Annotated in this window: 15 protein-coding genes, 1 tRNA gene and 1 other RNA gene; 7 read left to right on the forward strand and 10 right to left on the reverse strand. The window is 53.2% G+C overall.

Annotated elements, in window-relative coordinates; all coding sequences use genetic code 11:
* Positions 1-41: 41 nt before the first annotated feature.
* A complete protein-coding gene (locus THEAM_RS01905; protein ID WP_013537128.1) occupies positions 42-986 on the reverse strand; it encodes an RluA family pseudouridine synthase in 945 nt (314 codons plus the stop codon).
* 65 nt (positions 987-1051) lie between these two features.
* On the opposite strand from THEAM_RS01905, the gene THEAM_RS09540 reads away from it, so the two are divergent.
* Together THEAM_RS09540 and mutS are read left to right on the forward strand one after the other, a co-directional pair.
* A complete protein-coding gene (locus THEAM_RS09540; RefSeq protein ID WP_013537129.1) occupies positions 1052-1225 on the forward strand; it encodes a DNA gyrase inhibitor YacG in 174 nt (57 codons plus the stop codon).
* On the forward strand, positions 1197-3779 hold the full coding sequence (mutS, locus tag THEAM_RS01910; RefSeq protein ID WP_013537130.1) for a DNA mismatch repair protein MutS: 2583 nt from the start codon (positions 1197-1199) through the stop codon (positions 3777-3779). The genes THEAM_RS09540 and mutS overlap by 29 nt, the downstream gene beginning before the upstream one ends.
* Here the strand turns inward: mutS and THEAM_RS01915 are convergent.
* From THEAM_RS01915 to THEAM_RS01925, 3 genes are read right to left on the reverse strand one after another with little or no spacing between them, the layout of a single operon-like run.
* A complete protein-coding gene (locus THEAM_RS01915; RefSeq protein WP_013537131.1) occupies positions 3763-4266 on the reverse strand; it encodes a DUF996 domain-containing protein in 504 nt (167 codons plus the stop codon). The genes mutS and THEAM_RS01915 overlap by 17 nt on opposite strands.
* On the reverse strand, positions 4263-5867 hold the full coding sequence (gene cimA, locus THEAM_RS01920) for a citramalate synthase (protein WP_013537132.1): 1605 nt from the start codon (positions 5865-5867) through the stop codon (positions 4263-4265). Before cimA ends, THEAM_RS01915 begins: the two co-directional genes overlap by 4 nt.
* A 10-nt stretch (positions 5868-5877) precedes the next feature.
* Positions 5878-7098 carry an aspartate kinase gene (locus THEAM_RS01925; protein ID WP_013537133.1) on the reverse strand — a complete coding sequence of 407 codons (1221 nt, stop codon included), beginning with the start codon at positions 7096-7098 and terminating at the stop codon, positions 5878-5880.
* A 91-nt stretch (positions 7099-7189) separates the two neighbouring features.
* Here THEAM_RS01925 and THEAM_RS01930 point away from each other — a divergent pair, with 91 nt between their 5' ends.
* Entirely contained in the window at positions 7190-8413 is a 1224-nt protein-coding gene (locus THEAM_RS01930) for a molybdopterin molybdotransferase MoeA (RefSeq protein WP_013537134.1), read from the forward strand.
* Here THEAM_RS01930 and THEAM_RS01935 read toward each other — a convergent pair.
* The 4 genes from THEAM_RS01935 to rplM form a co-directional block, all read right to left on the reverse strand.
* The gene (locus tag THEAM_RS01935; RefSeq protein WP_013537135.1) at positions 8408-10417 is read right to left on the reverse strand and encodes an aldehyde ferredoxin oxidoreductase N-terminal domain-containing protein; all 2010 of its coding nucleotides are present in this window, start codon (positions 10415-10417) and stop codon (positions 8408-8410) included. The genes THEAM_RS01930 and THEAM_RS01935 overlap by 6 nt on opposite strands.
* Before the next feature lie 70 nt (positions 10418-10487).
* Entirely contained in the window at positions 10488-11537 is a 1050-nt protein-coding gene (gene argC / locus THEAM_RS01940; protein ID WP_013537136.1) for an N-acetyl-gamma-glutamyl-phosphate reductase, read from the reverse strand.
* Positions 11509-11919, reverse strand: a complete 411-nt coding sequence (gene rpsI, locus THEAM_RS01945) for a 30S ribosomal protein S9 (RefSeq protein ID WP_013537137.1) — start codon at positions 11917-11919, stop codon at positions 11509-11511. The genes argC and rpsI overlap by 29 nt, the downstream gene beginning before the upstream one ends.
* Before the next feature lie 11 nt (positions 11920-11930).
* Positions 11931-12359, reverse strand: coding sequence for a 50S ribosomal protein L13 (rplM, locus tag THEAM_RS01950; protein WP_013537138.1), 429 nt, complete (start codon positions 12357-12359; stop codon positions 11931-11933).
* 123 nt (positions 12360-12482) lie between these two features.
* On the opposite strand from rplM, the gene THEAM_RS01955 reads away from it, so the two are divergent.
* From THEAM_RS01955 to ffs, 3 genes are all read left to right on the forward strand, one after another.
* A tRNA-Ser gene (locus THEAM_RS01955) sits at positions 12483-12577 on the forward strand.
* A 374-nt stretch (positions 12578-12951) separates the two neighbouring features.
* Positions 12952-13239 (forward strand): hypothetical protein, encoded by a 288-nt coding sequence (locus THEAM_RS01960; protein WP_013537139.1) that lies wholly within the window; start codon positions 12952-12954, stop codon positions 13237-13239.
* Positions 13240-13262: 23 nt separating this feature from the next.
* An RNA gene (ffs, locus tag THEAM_RS09545) (signal recognition particle sRNA small type) lies at positions 13263-13360 on the forward strand.
* Here the strand turns inward: ffs and hrcA are convergent.
* Positions 13359-14387, reverse strand: coding sequence for a heat-inducible transcriptional repressor HrcA (gene hrcA, locus THEAM_RS01965; protein WP_013537140.1), 1029 nt, complete (start codon positions 14385-14387; stop codon positions 13359-13361). The genes ffs and hrcA overlap by 2 nt on opposite strands.
* A gap of 11 nt (positions 14388-14398) precedes the next feature.
* Positions 14399-14914, reverse strand: coding sequence for a gamma carbonic anhydrase family protein (locus tag THEAM_RS01970; protein WP_013537141.1), 516 nt, complete (start codon positions 14912-14914; stop codon positions 14399-14401).
* A 375-nt stretch (positions 14915-15289) separates the two neighbouring features.
* Here THEAM_RS01970 and THEAM_RS09785 point away from each other — a divergent pair, with 375 nt between their 5' ends.
* Positions 15290-15412: a hypothetical protein gene (locus THEAM_RS09785; protein ID WP_269667534.1), complete on the forward strand. Its 123-nt coding sequence runs from the start codon at positions 15290-15292 to the stop codon at positions 15410-15412.
* Positions 15413-15447: the final 35 nt, after the last annotated feature.

Below are 15447 nucleotides of genomic sequence, written 5' to 3' on the forward strand. Positions count from 1 at the left end.
TGGGTTTTAAAGGTTTTACACTTTAATTATCCGCCGGGGGGTTACTCGGTGCTATAAAAACCTTTAAGGTAGTTCAGAACCCTTTGGTAGCCTTTCGGAAGCTCCACCTCAAACTCCATTCTCTTGCCGGTTCTGGGGTGGTCGAAGGCGAGGTAGTAAGCGCAGAGGGCGTGCATTCCCATCTCGTCTATCAGCCTGCGGAGCTTTTCATCCTCTATTCTACTTGGTTTGTAGCCGTAGGTTCTGTCTCCAAGTAGCGGGTGGCCCAGGTTAGACATGTGGACCCTTATCTGGTGGGTTCTTCCCGTTTCCAGTTTGCACTTTATCTCTGCAACGTTGTGCTCGGGGAACTTTTCAATAACCCAGTAGTTGGTTATGGCCTCCTTGGGGCTTGTGGTGTTGGGAGAGAACTTCTTCCTGTCGAACTTATCCCTTCCTATCGGAAGGACTATTCTGTCGTGCTCTCTCTTTGGAATTCCGTAGATTAGGGCTCTGTAAAACCTGCCTACGCTTCTGTTTTTAAACTGCTCAATTAGTGACTGCTGGGCAAGGTCGTTCTTTGCAACAACAATTAGGCCGGCGGTGTCTTTGTCGAGCCTGTGGACTATTCCCGGCCTGAGGGCCCCGCCTATTCCTCCCAAGTCCTTACAGTGGTGGAGGAGCGCGTTAACCAGAGTTCCCGAGTAGTGGCCGGGGGCGGGGTGGACAACCATTCCCGCCGGTTTGTTTATCACTATAACGTCTTGGTCTTCGTAAATTACCTCTAAGGGGATGGCCTCCGGTTTGACCTCTATGGGCTCGGGCTCCGGGACTTCAAACTCTACCCTCTCACCCTCTTTAACTTTATATGCCGGTTTCTGAACGGTCTTTCCGTTGACCTTTACAAGGCCTTTCTCGATAATCTCCTTTGCCTGGCTTCTGGATATCTGGGCCGCCTCGGCAACGAACTGGTCGAGCCGCTGCTTCTGGGTGGCCACCTTCTCCATTGTCCCTCCGTGCACTTAGGTGGTGATAAATCTATATTTCATAGGAACCTTTGCGGAGGCTTCCCTTGAAAAAGGTAAAGTGCCCTAACTGCGGAAAGGAGGTGGAGTGGGAGAACAACCCTTTCCGTCCTTTCTGCTGTGAGCAGTGTAAGCTGGCAGACCTCTCAAAGTGGCTGAACGAAGAGTACGCAGTTGTGGAGGAGATAGTCCTTGAAGAAGAAGGTGACTCCGGCTCTTAGGCAGTACTTGGAGCTTAAGGAGCAGTATAAAGACGCCATTTTGATGTTCCGGATGGGCGACTTTTACGAGATGTTCTTTGAAGACGCCGAAGTTGCCGCCCGGGAGCTCGAGATTGCCCTTACAAAGCGCTCCTTCGGCAAGGGGGGCGAGAAGGCCCCGATGTGCGGCGTTCCCTACCACGCCGTTGAGGGCTACATAGCCAAGCTGGTTAAGAAGGGCTACAAGGTGGCCGTTTGCGAGCAGCTGGAGGAGCCTAAGCCTGGTAAGAAGGTGGTTAAGCGCGGCGTTGTAAGGGTGATTACTCCCGGAACCTATTTTGAGGACGAAAGTGAAGACCGCTTTCTCATGGCGGTTTTCCCCGCCTCCAGGGGGCGCTTTGCCGTTGCCTGGGCAGAGCTTTCAAGCGGAGACTTCCTGTTTACAACCGTAGATGCCCAAGGGCTTCGCTCCCTTTTGAATAAGTTTAGGCCCAAGGAGGTTATCCTGCCTCCCGGGGTGAAGCTCCCCCTCGTTAAGGAAGAGCTTCCCGCCGCGCTTGTTCAGGAGAGGGACTACTTTAAGCCCGAGCTTAAACTGCCCGATGCCGCAGATAACGGCGAACTTTCGGCCGTTAACGCCATTTACCGCTTTGTTGAAGAGACCCAGAAGGAGTTTGTTCCCAAGCTGAAATCCCCCAGGCGTTACACGGGGGAGCGCTACGTTTACATAGACCCTTATACCCAGAGGAACCTGGAGCTTACAGAGCCCCTTGTTGAGAACCTCTCCAGGGATACCCTCTTTTCTACCCTTAACAGAACGAAAACGGGAATGGGGCGCAGGCTCTTAAAGTTCTGGATACTCCACCCTTTAAGGAGCGTAAGCGAAATCAACAGGCGGCTTGATGCCGTTGGAGAGCTGAAGGAGAGCTTCCTCCTCGCCGACGAGCTCTCGGAGCTCCTTTCGGGGGTTTACGATGTAGAGCGCCTTGTTACCAAGGCAACGGCCGGAATCATAAACCCCAAAGAGATGGCCTCGCTCAGGGCCTCCTTGAAGGCTCTGCCTAAAATTAAGAAGCTCCTTGAGAGCTTCTCCTCCGAGCTTCTATCTCAGCTTGCCTCAACTTTCGACGACCTCTACGATATCTACTGCGAGCTTGAAAGGGTTCTCGTTGACTCTCCGCCCCTCTCTCCCAAGGAGGGGGGCCTCATAAGGAAGGGTGTTCACCCGGAACTCGATGAACTCCGCCGCATAAAGGAGAACGCCGAGCAGATAATCAGGGAGATTGAGGAGAGGGAGCGGAAAAGAACCGGTATTCAGAGCCTTAAGGTAGGCTTCAACAACGTTTTCGGCTACTACATCGAGGTCTCAAAGCCCAATTTGCACCTGGTTCCCTCCGACTACATAAGGAGGCAGACCCTCGTTAACGCCGAGCGTTTCATCACTCCCGAGCTCAAGGAGTTCGAAGAGAAAGTCCTCTCGGCTCAGGAGCGCATAGAGAAGATAGAGTACGAACTCTTTAAAGAGCTTCGCCGCTTTATTTCAGACAGGGCCTCCCGTATAGTTGAAACGGCCGAGAAGCTCGCCACGATAGACGTTCTCCTCTCCTTTGCGAAGGTGGCAAGGGACTTTAACTACACCCGGCCGGAGGTGGGCGACTTCTACGAAGTAGAGATAGTTCAGGGGCGCCATCCCGTTCTTGAAAGGAGCCTCCAGGAGGAGTTCATACCCAACGACACCACCCTTAACAGGGAGCAGTTTTTCCTCCTTATTACCGGTCCGAACATGGGAGGAAAGTCGGTCTTCCTCCGGCAGACCGCCCTCATAGTTGCCATGGCCCAAATGGGCTCCTTTGTTCCGGCCGAGAGTGCCCGAATAGGCGTTGTAGACAGGATATTTACCCGGGTTGGCGCTTCCGATAGCCTCAGCCGAGGCCTCTCTACCTTTATGATGGAGATGGTTGAAACCGCCAACATCTTAAAGAACGCCACCGAGAAGAGCCTCATAATCCTCGACGAAATCGGTAGGGGCACAAGCACCTACGACGGTATGAGCATAGCCCGGGCCGTAGTTGAGTACATATGCAACAGAATAGGTGCCAAAACCCTCTTTGCCACCCACTACCACGAGCTTACCGAGCTTGAGGGGCAGGTGAGGGGAGTGAAGAACTACCACGTCTGCGTTAAAGAGGTAGACGGCAAGGTCGTTTTCACCCACCGGGTAAAGCCCGGGCCTTCGGAGAAATCCTACGGCATCCACGTTGCCGAGCTTGCAGGCCTTCCCGAAGAGGTGGTAGAGAGGGCAAGGGAGATACTAAAAAGCCTTGAGTCGGGCGGCCGTAAAGGCAGTAAGAGCCTTACCTACTCCGCTGGAAGCTCCGAGCTTCCCCTCCTTCAGGTTGCCCAGAAAAGGGTTGAGTACGGCTCCGGCCCCAACCTTGAGCCGGAAGTTGAAAAAATACTCAGGGAAATTGCTCAGGTGGAGATATCTACAACCACCCCCCTTGAAGCTCTGATGCTCCTTGCTAAGCTCAAGGAGGCGGTTAAATCCTTGAAAACCTTCAAGGAGATGGCCTGAGCCTCTCGGGTGCTGTAAAGAAGGCAACGGCCGCAACAACCCAGCCTGCCCAGGCCACAACCACGCCTATACCCAAAACGAGCAAAACGGCGCCTGCTAAAAATAGCTTCCCGGCCCAGCCGAAAAGCTCCTGACCCGTAAGGCGCTGTAGGTTGTCGAAAACCCTCTTTAAGAAAAGGGCCTGGACAACTCCGGTCACGTAACCCAATAGCAGCCCCGCACCGGTTATAACGTAACTCGGTGCCCCGGTTCCCTTAATTGCCGGTAGGGTTCCCGTAAAAACCAAAAGGGCGGCAGCCGCACCGCCTACAATCCCCACGGCAACCCACAGCAGAAAATCCCTAAAGAGCTGCGGCTCCCCGAGGCTCTTTAAGGCCAAGCCGAGAAGGATAACCCCTGTCAGTGTGAGCAGGGGGCCTATGTAGGGAACTACGCTTAAACAGATGAAAACCGCCCCCAATCCCCCGAGAACCTTGTAGTCCCTCATCTTCTCTTCTTCTCCTCTTCCTTCATCAGCTTGTACTTAAAGGCGTCTGCCAGGGCCAGCCACGACGCCTCAATTATATTGGGAGAAACGCCCACCGTTCCCCACTTGCTCTCGCCGTCTGTAGACTCTATCAGAACCCTCGGCAGCGCCTTCGTTCCGGCCGCCTCGTTCAGGATTCTCACCTTGTAGTCGGTGAGCTTCACGCTCTTGAGCTCGGGGTAGAACTTCTCAAGGGCCTTCCTCAGGGCCTTGTCCAGGGCCTCAACCGGCCCTCTGCCTTCTGCTGCGGTGTGCTCTACTCTCTCTTCTAATCCCTTCTCCCTTGCAACCTCCTCCGGTATCTCAACCTTGATTGTGGCCTCTGCGTAGGCCTCGTCGTTGTCGGAGCGTTTCTCGGTTAAAACCCTAAAGCCTTTGAGCTCAAAGTATTTCTTCGCCTTGCCCACGCTCTCCTTAAAGAGGAGCTCTAAAGTCCCCTCCGCCCCCTCAAAATGGTAGCCTTGGGCTTCAAGCTCCTTAACCCTTTCGAGGACCTTTTTAACTTCCGGAGAGCCCTTCTCGAGCTCTACGCCAAACTCCCTGGCCTTGTTAACGATGTTGCTCCTTCCCGAGAGCTCCGAGACCGTAATCTTCCTCCTGTTCCCTACCAGCTCTGGCTCCATATGCTCGTAGAGCTTGGGGTTTTTCTCAACCGCCGAAACGTGAACTCCGGCCTTGTGGGCAAAGGCGTTCTCCCCTACAAACGGCAGGTTTGCAGGGTGGGGTCTGTTTGATAGCTCCGAAACCAGCCGCGACACCTTGTAGAGCTTCTTCAAGTTCTCCTTTGGAATCGACTCAACCCCCATCTTCAGGACCAGGTTGGGGATTATCGAGCACAGGTTGGCGTTTCCGGTTCGCTCCCCTAAGCCGTTTATCGTTCCCTGAACTTGAACTGCCCCCTTCCTTACGGCTATGAGCGAGTTCACAACGGCCATATCGGCGTCGTTGTGGGCGTGAATTCCCAGGGGAGCCTTAACCTCCTTTAGCACCGCGTCGAATATCTCCTCGGTTTCAAACCATAAAGTTCCGCCGTTTGTGTCGCACAGGACGAGGCAGTCGGCTCCCGCTTCCTCTGCAACTTTTAAGGTCTTAACGGCGTACTCGGGGTTCGACTTGTAGCCGTCGAAGAAGTGTTCTGCGTCGAAGAAAACCTCCTCAAAGTAGCGCTTCAGGTAGGAGATTGTGTCGTATATGAGCTGGAGGTTCTCCTCAAGGCTGATGCCCAAAGCCTGGGTGGCGTGAAGGTCCCAGGACTTGCCGAACACGGTAACAGCCGGAACCTCCGTTTTTACAAGCTGCTGGATGTTGGGGTCCTCTTCAACTTTTAAACCTTTCCGCCTGGTTGAGCTAAACGCAACAACCTTTGAGTTCCCGAGCCTTAACCCCTTAACGGCCTCAAAGTATGCAAGGTCTTTGGGGTTTGAGCCGGGCCAGCCGCCCTCTATGTAGTGAACCCCGAGCTCGTCGAGGGCTTGGGTGATTCTGAGCTTATCCTCAAGGGAGAAAGAGACCCCTTTAGTCTGTGCTCCGTCTCTCAGGGTGGTGTCGTAGATGTAAACCATCTGCACCCCTCTAATGTTCCTTATCGAGGCCGAAGGCTTCGTGGAGAACCCTTACCGCGAGCTCTGTGAACTTCTCGTCGATTATGCAGGATATCTTTATCTCCGATGTGGAAATCATCAGTATGTTGATTCCGTAGTTGGCAAGGGTTTCAAACACCTTGCCGGCAACTCCGGCGTGGCTCCTCATTCCGAGGCCTACAATGGAGACCTTGGCTATTTTGTCGTCCCTTATAACTTCCCTTGCCCCTATCTCTTGGGCCACTTTCTGGGTTATCTTCTCGGCCTTCTGGGCGTCGTTTTTGTCTACGGTGAAGGAGATGTCGGTGTAGCCGTCTACCGAAACGTTCTGAACTATCATATCTACCGGTATGTTCGCCTCTGCCAGGGCGTCGAAGAGCTTAGCCGCAATGCCCGGCTTGTCGGGCACCCTTACAACCGTAATCCTCGCCTCGTTCTTGTTGTGGGCTATTCCCCTTACTACCACTCTCTCCATGGTCTCGTCTTCCTCCTTGATGAGGGTTCCCTCGTCTGGCTGGAAGGTGCTGCGCACCCTAAGCGGGACCTTGTACTTCATCGCAAACTCAACGGAGCGAATCTGTAAAACCTTCGCACCGAGTGAGGCGAGCTCCAACATCTCCTCGTAGGAGAGTACCGGTATCTTCCTCGCCTCGGGAACTATTCTGGGGTCTGCGGTGTAAACGCCGTCTACGTCGGTGTAGATGTCGCACCGGTCGGCGTTGAGTGCCGCCGCAAGGGCCACCGCCGAAGTGTCGGAACCTCCCCTGCCCAGCGTTGTTATCTCGCCCTCTTCGGTTATGCCTTGGAAGCCTGTAATTACAACTATCTTGCCCTCTTTAAGGTGCTTTAGGATTCTCTCCGTGTCTATCGAGATTATCCTCGCCTTGGTGAAGGCGTCGTCGGTCTTTATGCCGGCCTGCCACCCCGACAGGGCCACTGCCGGGTGTCCCAGGTGGTTTAGGGTTATAGAGAGGAGCCCTGCCGATACCTGCTCCCCCGTAGAGACCACAAAGTCCATGTCCCGCTCGTTGGGCTCGGGGGTTATGGACTTTACGAGCTCTATGAGCCTGTCGGTCTCGCCGGCCATTGCCGATACTACCACTACAACCTGGTTGCCCTTCTCCTTCTCCTCAAGGACCCTTTGGGCCACCAGCCTTATTCTCTCTATGGAGCCCATGGAGGTTCCGCCAAACTTCTGGACGATTAGAGCCATAGAACCGCCTCCGGCCAGTAGGTTGGAAGTTTAAACTTTGATTATAGGTTCTACTTTCACGCAGAACAAGGATATCTCTTCAGGAGGGAGCGTGAGGGTTTACGTTTCGTTTGAGGAGGCTGTTAGCCTGATTCTTGAAAGGGCCGTTAGGTTGGGCACCGAGAGGGTTTTCCTCACCGAGGCTTCCGGCAGGGTTTTGGCCTGCGACGTTATCGCTCCGTTTAACCAGCCCCGGCTTCCCCTTTCGGCTATGGACGGCTATGCCGTTTCCGTAGCTTCCCTCAGCGAGCTTCCCGCCCGGCTGAGGCTCGTAGGAGAGGTTCCTGCGGGCTCTGCCTGGAGTGGCAGGTTGGGCCGCGGCGAGGCGGTAACGGTTTACACCGGCTCCCCCGTTCCCAAGGGGGCCGACGCCGTTGTTCCCTTCGAGCAGGCGAAGGTAGAGGGTGGGTTTGTCGTTGTAGAGAGGCCCTTCCCTTCGGGCTGCAACGTTAGGGAGGTTGGAGAGGATTTTAAAGAAGGAGAGCTCCTGTTGGAGAGGGGCACCCTTTTGGGCCCGGCCGAAGTAGGAATAGCCGCCGAGGCCGGTTATTCCCAGCTTGAAGTTTACAGAAGGCCCCGGGTGGCGGTTTTTGCCACCGGTAACGAGGTTGTTGAGCCCTTCTCTCCCCTTCCCTCCCCTCAGGCGGTTTACAACGCAAACGCCTATCAGCTTCTTGCCTACATTGAGGAGGCAGGGGGCGAGCCCCACTACCTCGGAATTCTGAGGGATTCAAGGGAAGAGGTGCTCGGCAGGCTGAAGGAGGCCCTGGCGGAGTTCGACGTTGTTGTTACAACCGGCGGAGTCTCCATGGGGAACTACGACTTCGTGAAGGAGGTGGTGCCCGAGCTCGGGCTTAGTGTGGTCTTTTACAAAGTACAGGTAAAGCCCGGGAAACCGGTTCTCTTTGCCGCAGGAGGCGGCAGATTCCTCTTTGGGCTTCCGGGCTTTCCGGTCTCAACGGCTGTAAGCTTTAACCTCTTCCTCTTCCCCTTTTTAAGGGCCCTTCAGGGGGCGAAGGAGCTCTTCAGGAGGAAGGTGGTTGCAGAGCTCTCGGCGCCTTACTCCCGGAAGAGGGCCGAGAGGACGGAGTTTGCCCGCTGCCTTTACAGCTTCAGCAGGGAGAGGGGCCGCTACGTTGCCGTGCCCTTGAAGAACCAGAGCTCCGGGGCCCTCTCTACTTTGGCCGGCAACGTTGCCCTGATGGTTGTTCCCAAGGGGGTAAGGAAGCTCCCGGAGGGGAGCTCGGTGGAGCTTATCCTGTTCAAGGAGTTATAGCCTCCACCTGTCGTAACCTATGAGCTCTCCGTAGGCGGTTAGGGTGCTGCTTAAGTACTCCCTGACCGCCTTCACTTTACTCTCTTTGAACCGCTCTTCCCACCTCTTGTTGCCGAACTCGCTGCTTGCCGCGGCTATGAGGTCTACAACCCGCTCCGAGGGCGGGAACACCGGGTAGCAGTCCGCCTTGAGGGCGTAGTCGCAAAGCCTTGATAGAACGTTTTTGGCGTGTTCTGCAAGGTCTATCCTCTCGCCGTAAACAACCTCAAACAGCCTTTCGAGAACGGGCTTTGAGAGGCTTCGCTCAAGCTCACACTCACCCTCCAGCTCGCAGCTGCTCGGCCCTGCCGTAAGCCAACGCCTGTGGAACCTGCACCAGCCCACGTTGTCGTACCAGAACTCAGATATTGAGCTCTCCGCAATTTTCTCGGCCAGGGCCTCGGGCTCCGGGAATACCCCGAACTTGTAGTAGGTCCAGTACTTTCCCTGAACCGGCAGCGGAACGAAGTTCCCCACGGCCCAGTACATTGTGGGGTTTACCTCACCTTCCGTTCCGAGTGCAACTAAAACGGCGTAGTCCAGGGAGCTCTTCCCCTTGGGCAGCCTCTCGCCGTAGCGGCTATCTATGAAGGCTGCCGCCTTCCGTTTGCCCTTTCCCAGGAGTTTGTGGAGCTCCGCTTCGGGGTATGCCACTTTGTGGGCAAGCTCTACCAGAAGCTCTGCGTTCTTCTTCGATACCTCCTTGGGGCTTTTTTGAATCTCGTTCAGGTCGAGAACGGGCTTACCGCTTATACCCGCCTCTTCCGGCTTTAAAATCCCCCTTGCCACGAGCTCAAATATCCAGGCGGCCGCGCCGCCGAACTCTATGGCGTCGAACCCTAAGGCGTCTACCGTTCTGACTGCGCTGTCTGCCGCCTTCAGGTAAACGTTCCCTGCAAGGGGGCCGTTGGCGTTGTAAGGTTCGTAGTCGGTTTTCAGTCCGTTCCTGACCTTTTTGCAGGCGGCGGGGCACGGCTCGCCGCAGGTTGTCCAGCTCTTTGTCTCTATCGCCTCCTTGTTGAAGATTTCAAGGTACTCCTTCTCTATCACCTTGAAGAGCTTCACCCTCTCTTCCCGGGGTATGTAGGGCATCTGCCAGTTTAAAACCGGGGTCTTTTCCCTTTCGGCGTAGTAGTCTTCTCCGAAGGTTCCCCCGGTTTTGTGTTTCGGGTTGTAGCGGTACTTGGTCGTTTTCTCGGTTATCACCTGGAAGAGGGGCTTGGAGTAAACGGCCCCGAAGACTTTTTTCGTCTGGTCGGGGTTGGAGATAACCCTCTTCTCTTCCCTGTAGATTCCTCCGAAAATTACGGCCGCTATGTTGTGGGCTCTCAGGAGAACGCTGCCTCCTCCGCCCCTTGCGGCCCAGTCTTCGCTCCCCTCTACGGGAGTGCCGTTTCTGAGGGTCTGCGAAAAGATTGCCCCGTAGTCGGTTGTGAGGGATGCGGGCCCCACGCAGGCAACCCTGAATTCGCCCGCTATCCTGTTTTTGAACTTCTCCACTAAGTAGTCGGTGAAGCTGTAAACGCCGAAGCGCTCGGTCGTTCCCTTCCAGAGGGTTTGAAGCTCCTCTTCTAAAGGTTCTACGTAAACCTTTACGCTCCTTTCGAGCCCCTCTATAACCAGAACCGACGGCTTTTGGGCCTTTCCTATGAGTGTCACAAAGTCAACGCCGGTCCTCTGGAAGGTGTAGGCTGCCCCTCCCATGGTTGAGGGGTAGAGGGTTTTGTAGAGGGGAGACCTGAAGAAGAAGACGAGCCGGTGAGAGCCGGGAAGTATCGAGCCGGCAAAGGGGCCCTTGCCGAAAACAACTGCGTTATAAGGGGAGTAGGGGGCGTGCTTGTAGGTTTTCAGCTCCTCGTGGACTTTTAAGCCGTAGTCGAGAACGCCGAAAACGCCTTTCCCCTTTTCCCTTCTAAGGGTTGCCTTCCCCTCGAGGAGGTCTACGGTTAGGGTGGTAAACTCCATCTCCTGCCCTCTCTTTGAACTTAAGACCATTATAAAACAGCGAAAGAGCTGCCGAGGGCAGGCGGAGTTGCTATATCCACAGGCTGAAGAGCTTCAGTCCGGCCTCTTCCGGCAGGCCGAACATCAAGTTCATGTTTTGAACCGCTTGGGAGGACGCCCCTTTCCCCAGGTTATCTATTGCAGATACAACAACCGCAAGGCCGCTCTCTTTATCCTTTGTAACGTAGATGTCGCAGAAGTTGGTTCCGGCTACGTCGTGGGTTCTCGGCGGGGAGGTTCTGACCCTTACGAAGAACTCCCCCTTGTAGCGGTTTTCGTAAAGGTGCTGAAGCTCCTCTTTAGAGAGCTCCGTTTTAAAGTAGGCGGTTGTCAGAATCCCCCTGTTCATCGGAACAAGGTGGGGGGTAAACCTTACGCTCTTTAACCCCAGCTTCTCGGCAATCTCCGGTCCGTGTCTGTGGCCGTCTACCGAGTAGGCTCTGAAATCCTCGTTCACCTCGCAGAAGGTAAAAGTGACGCTCTCCTTCCTACCGGCTCCGCTCACCCCCGACTTACTGTCGACCACAACGGGGTGGTCTGTATCCACGGCTCCTGCCTCTACCGCCGGGTATAGGGCCAAGATGGCGCTTGTCGGGTAACACCCCGGGTTTGCAACGAGCCTGCTTCTCTTTATCTGCTCCCTGAAGAGCTCCGGAAGGCCGTAAACCGCCTCTTTGAAAAGCTCCCTTGCGCCGTGCTCAACTCCGTAAACCGACTCGTAAGTTTCAAAGGAGTTGAACCGGAAGTCTGCACTGAAGTCAATCACCTTAACCTTACTGCTTGCCTCCATAAGGGCCTTTACGGCCGGGAAAGAGGCCCTGTGGGGCAAACAGCAGAAGACAACGTCGCACAGCTCAACGGCCCTTTCCGGGTTGAACTCATCGAAGGAGAGCTCTTCAAAGGGGCTTCTAATCAGGTGGGGGAAAATCTCTTTAACCTGCTTTCCCCTGAACTGGCGGGAGGTTAAATAGGTAACGGTTGCGTTGGGGTGAATGGAGAGGAGGCGGAGAAGCTCCGCCCCTGTATATCCGGAAGCGCCGACAATACCGACCTTAACGCTTGGACCACTGGTACCTTGCACGAGCTCCCCTCTGACCGTACTTCTTCCTCTCTTTGATTCTTGCATCCCTTGTGAGGAATCCGGCCTTCTTGAGGGTCTGCCTCAGCTCCGGGTTGAAGGCGAGGAGAGCCTTGGCTATACCGTACTTAACCGCGTCTGCCTGCGCAGACTTACCGCCGCCCTTTACGGTGCAGAGAACGTTGAACCTTCCGTTTGTTCCGGTTACGTCAAAGGGCTGCTGCATTATCTTCAGGAGCGTGAGCCTGTTGAAGTACTCCTCTGCGGGTATCTCCTTCTTCTTGGATACCCTTACGAATATCTTCCCCTCTCCGTTGGGGATAAGCCAAACCCTTGCGATTGCAGTCTTCCTCTTGCCGGTACCGTAGTATCTTATTTCAGCCATTGTCTCCTCCGTTAAAGCTCAAGGGGTTTAGGGTTTTGTGCTCCGTGGGGGTGCTCAGAGCCTGCGTAAACTTTGAGCCTCTTCATCCTCCTGTCGCGGAGCTTGTTCTTGGGAAGCATGCCTTTAACGGCAAGCCTGATAACCTCTTCCGGCTTCTCTTTGAGCATGTCCTTGAGCTTGGTCTCCTTAAGGCCACCCGGGTAGAGGGTGTGCTTGTAGTAAATCTTCTTCTCCAGCTTCCTTCCGGTAACGTGGATTTTGTCGGCGTTGATTACAACTACGAAATCTCCACCGTCTACGTGGGGGGTGTAGGTGGGCTTGTGCTTGCCCATGAGGATTTTTGCGATTTCAGACGCGAGCCTACCGAGCGTTTTCCCGGTTGCGTCTACCAGGAACCACTCCCTCTGAACCTCTTCCTTCTTCTGCATGAAGGTCTTCATCCTGTGTTCCTCCGAAAATTGGCGTTTTTGTAAAACGCCGAAAATGTAGCGGGCAGCGGAAATTTACTAAAGGAGCAATCACTTGTCAACACCGCTCAAAGAGACTATATTTGCACTCTGCACGGAGGGGTGCCCGAGCCTGGCTGAAGGGGCACGATTGGAAATCGTGTGTACCCCTAAAAGGGGTACCGCGGGTTCGAATCCCGCCCCCTCCGCCATTTTAAATTAAAAATAAACGTTGTGGGGGAAAGGTCTAAGTTTATAGTCGGCAGTTGGATTCCCACCTTTGAGCTTTTCTGTTTTCAAGACTTTTCCTGAGTTCCTCTCCTCTGTTACAAAAAAGGATTTGGCGTTTGAATATTAGGTAGTTTTTAAGGGAGCTTGTTTTCTTTAAGGCCTGTGAAAACTTACATAGTGTTCATGTGTAAATTTCTGTTATAAGCTAACGGTTGGGGTTTTTAAATCAAGGATGATGGAGTCTCTTGAGCTTAAGGCATATCAGCTTGGAGCTATAGGGGTTCTGCTCGAGGGGTTAGGTGTTTTTCTTGGTTTAGTTGGGCTGTTGAGGTAACAGTTATATTTGGAGACGGCCGTGGATAAGGCTATAGATATCGATGCTGTTATTGAGAGGTACGTTAACGGGGGAGTCTATCCCGAAGACGACGAGGAGCTTCGGCGCGTAGTTGATATGCTACTCGATATAGGGATTCTGAAGTTCGGAGTGGACCCTGAAAAAAAGGAGGTTAGAGTTAAGGTTAACAGGGCCTCGTACTATCAAGATTATAAGCCTTCTCTTTTTGACAAGTTCAGTGCGCTATCGCTGGTTTTGGGTTTGAAGCTCTTTCACCCTTTTAAAAGCTTTAAAGCTTCCCAAAAGTAGTTCACCGGGCATATATTAATAGCAGCCGGGGTCTCTGCAACGCCCGGAGGGTGAACCCCGCCAGGCCCGGAAGGGAGCAACGGTAAGCCTGAAGGGCGTGTGCAGTAAGGCTCCGGCTCTTATTTTTTCTCTTCAAGCAGTTTCGACAGAGCCCGGGCTACGTTTTCCACCAGGGGAATAACACTTGTGTAGTCCATCCTCTTGGGGCCTATTATCCCTACGACTCCGCTGTTTTTAAAGCCTATCCTGAACTTGCTTATAACCAGGCTGAAGGGTTTTAACGGCTCTACTTCGGTTTCGGAGCCGAGAATTACCGATACCTCTTTTTTCTCCTCGAGGAAGTTCCTGAGTATCTCTAAGAAGAGGCTCTTCTCTTCAAGTATTTCAAGGACCTTCTTCATACGGGCTATGTCGTCGGCCACCATGTTTACTATGTTTGCGGTTCCCTGGATTTCCAGGTGGTTGACTTCGTTTAGCGTTTTCAGGATTTGGGTGTTGAGCTTGAACGAGAGCTCGGCTATCTCCTTTCGGAGGCCGTCTATTTCTTCTATCAGTTCCCTTTTTACTTCCCTGAGCGTTTTGCCCCGGAACTTTTGGGTTAGGGCTCTGCTGAGTTTTTGAAGCTCTCCTTCGGGGATTGAAGCTCGGATGACCTTGTGGAGGACGTAGTCGGGTTTGAAGTTGATAACTATTAAAACTTTCTCGGAAGCCACCTTCACCAGGGTTATCGATTCAACTGTTAGATTCTCTACCAAGTTGACGCCGAAGCCTACATAACCCGTAAAAGACTGCAGGTAGTCTAAGACTTTCAGGAGTATTTCGTCGCGGTCTTGGACTTTTTCGCTCTTTAAGTAGTCTATCAGCCTGTTTACAAGGATCTCTTCCTCTTCGCCGAGTGCGAGGAAGAGGCTATTTATGTAAATTTTGAGCCCTTTATCCGTGGGGACTCTGCCGGCAGATGTGTGGGGTTGGTAAAGGTACCCTTTATCCTCTAAGTCTGCCATTACGTTTCTGATAGTGGCAGGGCTAAAGGGGAGTTTGAAGGTTTTTTGAAGAGTTCGCGAGCCCACCGGCTCTCCTTCCCTTATGTAGAGCTCGGTAAGTTTTAAAAGTATATCCCTCTCTCTTTCGGTCAGTCTCTCTTCCAATGAGGCGCTCCTTACTTAAAGCTTTCAAGGTACTCGTTCTTATATTTAACGTATCTAAGGGCGTGCTCTTTAAGGCCTTTAATCTCCTCGGGTGTAAGCTCCCTCTTTACCGTTGCGGGAAAGCCCATTATGAGGCTGCCCGGAGGGAACTCTTTGCCGGGAGGGACAAGGCTCCCTGCGGCAACTATGGAGTTCTCTCCTATTACTGCGCCGTCGAGTATGATTGCCCCTATGCCTATAAGGCAGTTGTCTTTTACGGTGCACCCGTGGAGTTTAACTGCATGTCCTACGGTTACGTAGTCTCCGATTATTGTGGGGTGGGTTCTGTTTGTTACGTGGACTACAGTGCCGTCTTGAATGGACGTGCAGGCCCCTACCTTTATGAAGTTTACGTCTCCCCTGAGGATTGCTCCGAACCAGATGCTGCTGTCGTCGCCGATTTCAACGTCGCCTATGACGGTTGCGTTCTCGGCTATGAAAACTCTTTTGCCTATTTTCGGTTCTATTCCTTTGTAGGGCTTAATCAACTTTTACCTCCTTTTACCTATTTAGTGAGAAGTTTACAAAAGTGGTCTATCTATGAATTTTATTAATGCCTTTCCGTTGCAGTTGAGTTTTAATTATTGATGACGGAATTTCCGCTTTAATTTCATTTATGGCCTTTAAAAAAGCAAAAAAGTAAATAAAACTTAAAGGGAGGGGCCATGCGATTGCTTTTAAAACTTCTAACTGCTTCAATTTTTCTGGGGTATGCCGCCCAAGCACACCCGATTATCACCCTTAAGGATCAGTTCGGTAGGCCTGTTAGCGAAAGTCACCTGCCTATTGATATCAGGAGGAGCTGTGGTTCATGCCACGATGTCGATTTTATCGGCTCCTCTTTTCACTTTCAGCAGGGTAGGTTGGCGATTCTTTCTGACGAGGTTTACAAGCTTTACTACGAAAGGTTCGGCGATTCTCAGTTTACTAACGGCCTTCCGAAAGAGCTGAGCAAGCTCGACATGGGAATGTACGGAAAGCTCTGAGCGCCCGCTTACCGCCAGTTGGCGCCCGTTAAGTC

The sequence above is a fragment of the Thermovibrio ammonificans HB-1 genome (assembly GCF_000185805.1).
GTDB classification, from domain to species: domain Bacteria; phylum Aquificota; class Aquificia; order Desulfurobacteriales; family Desulfurobacteriaceae; genus Thermovibrio; species Thermovibrio ammonificans.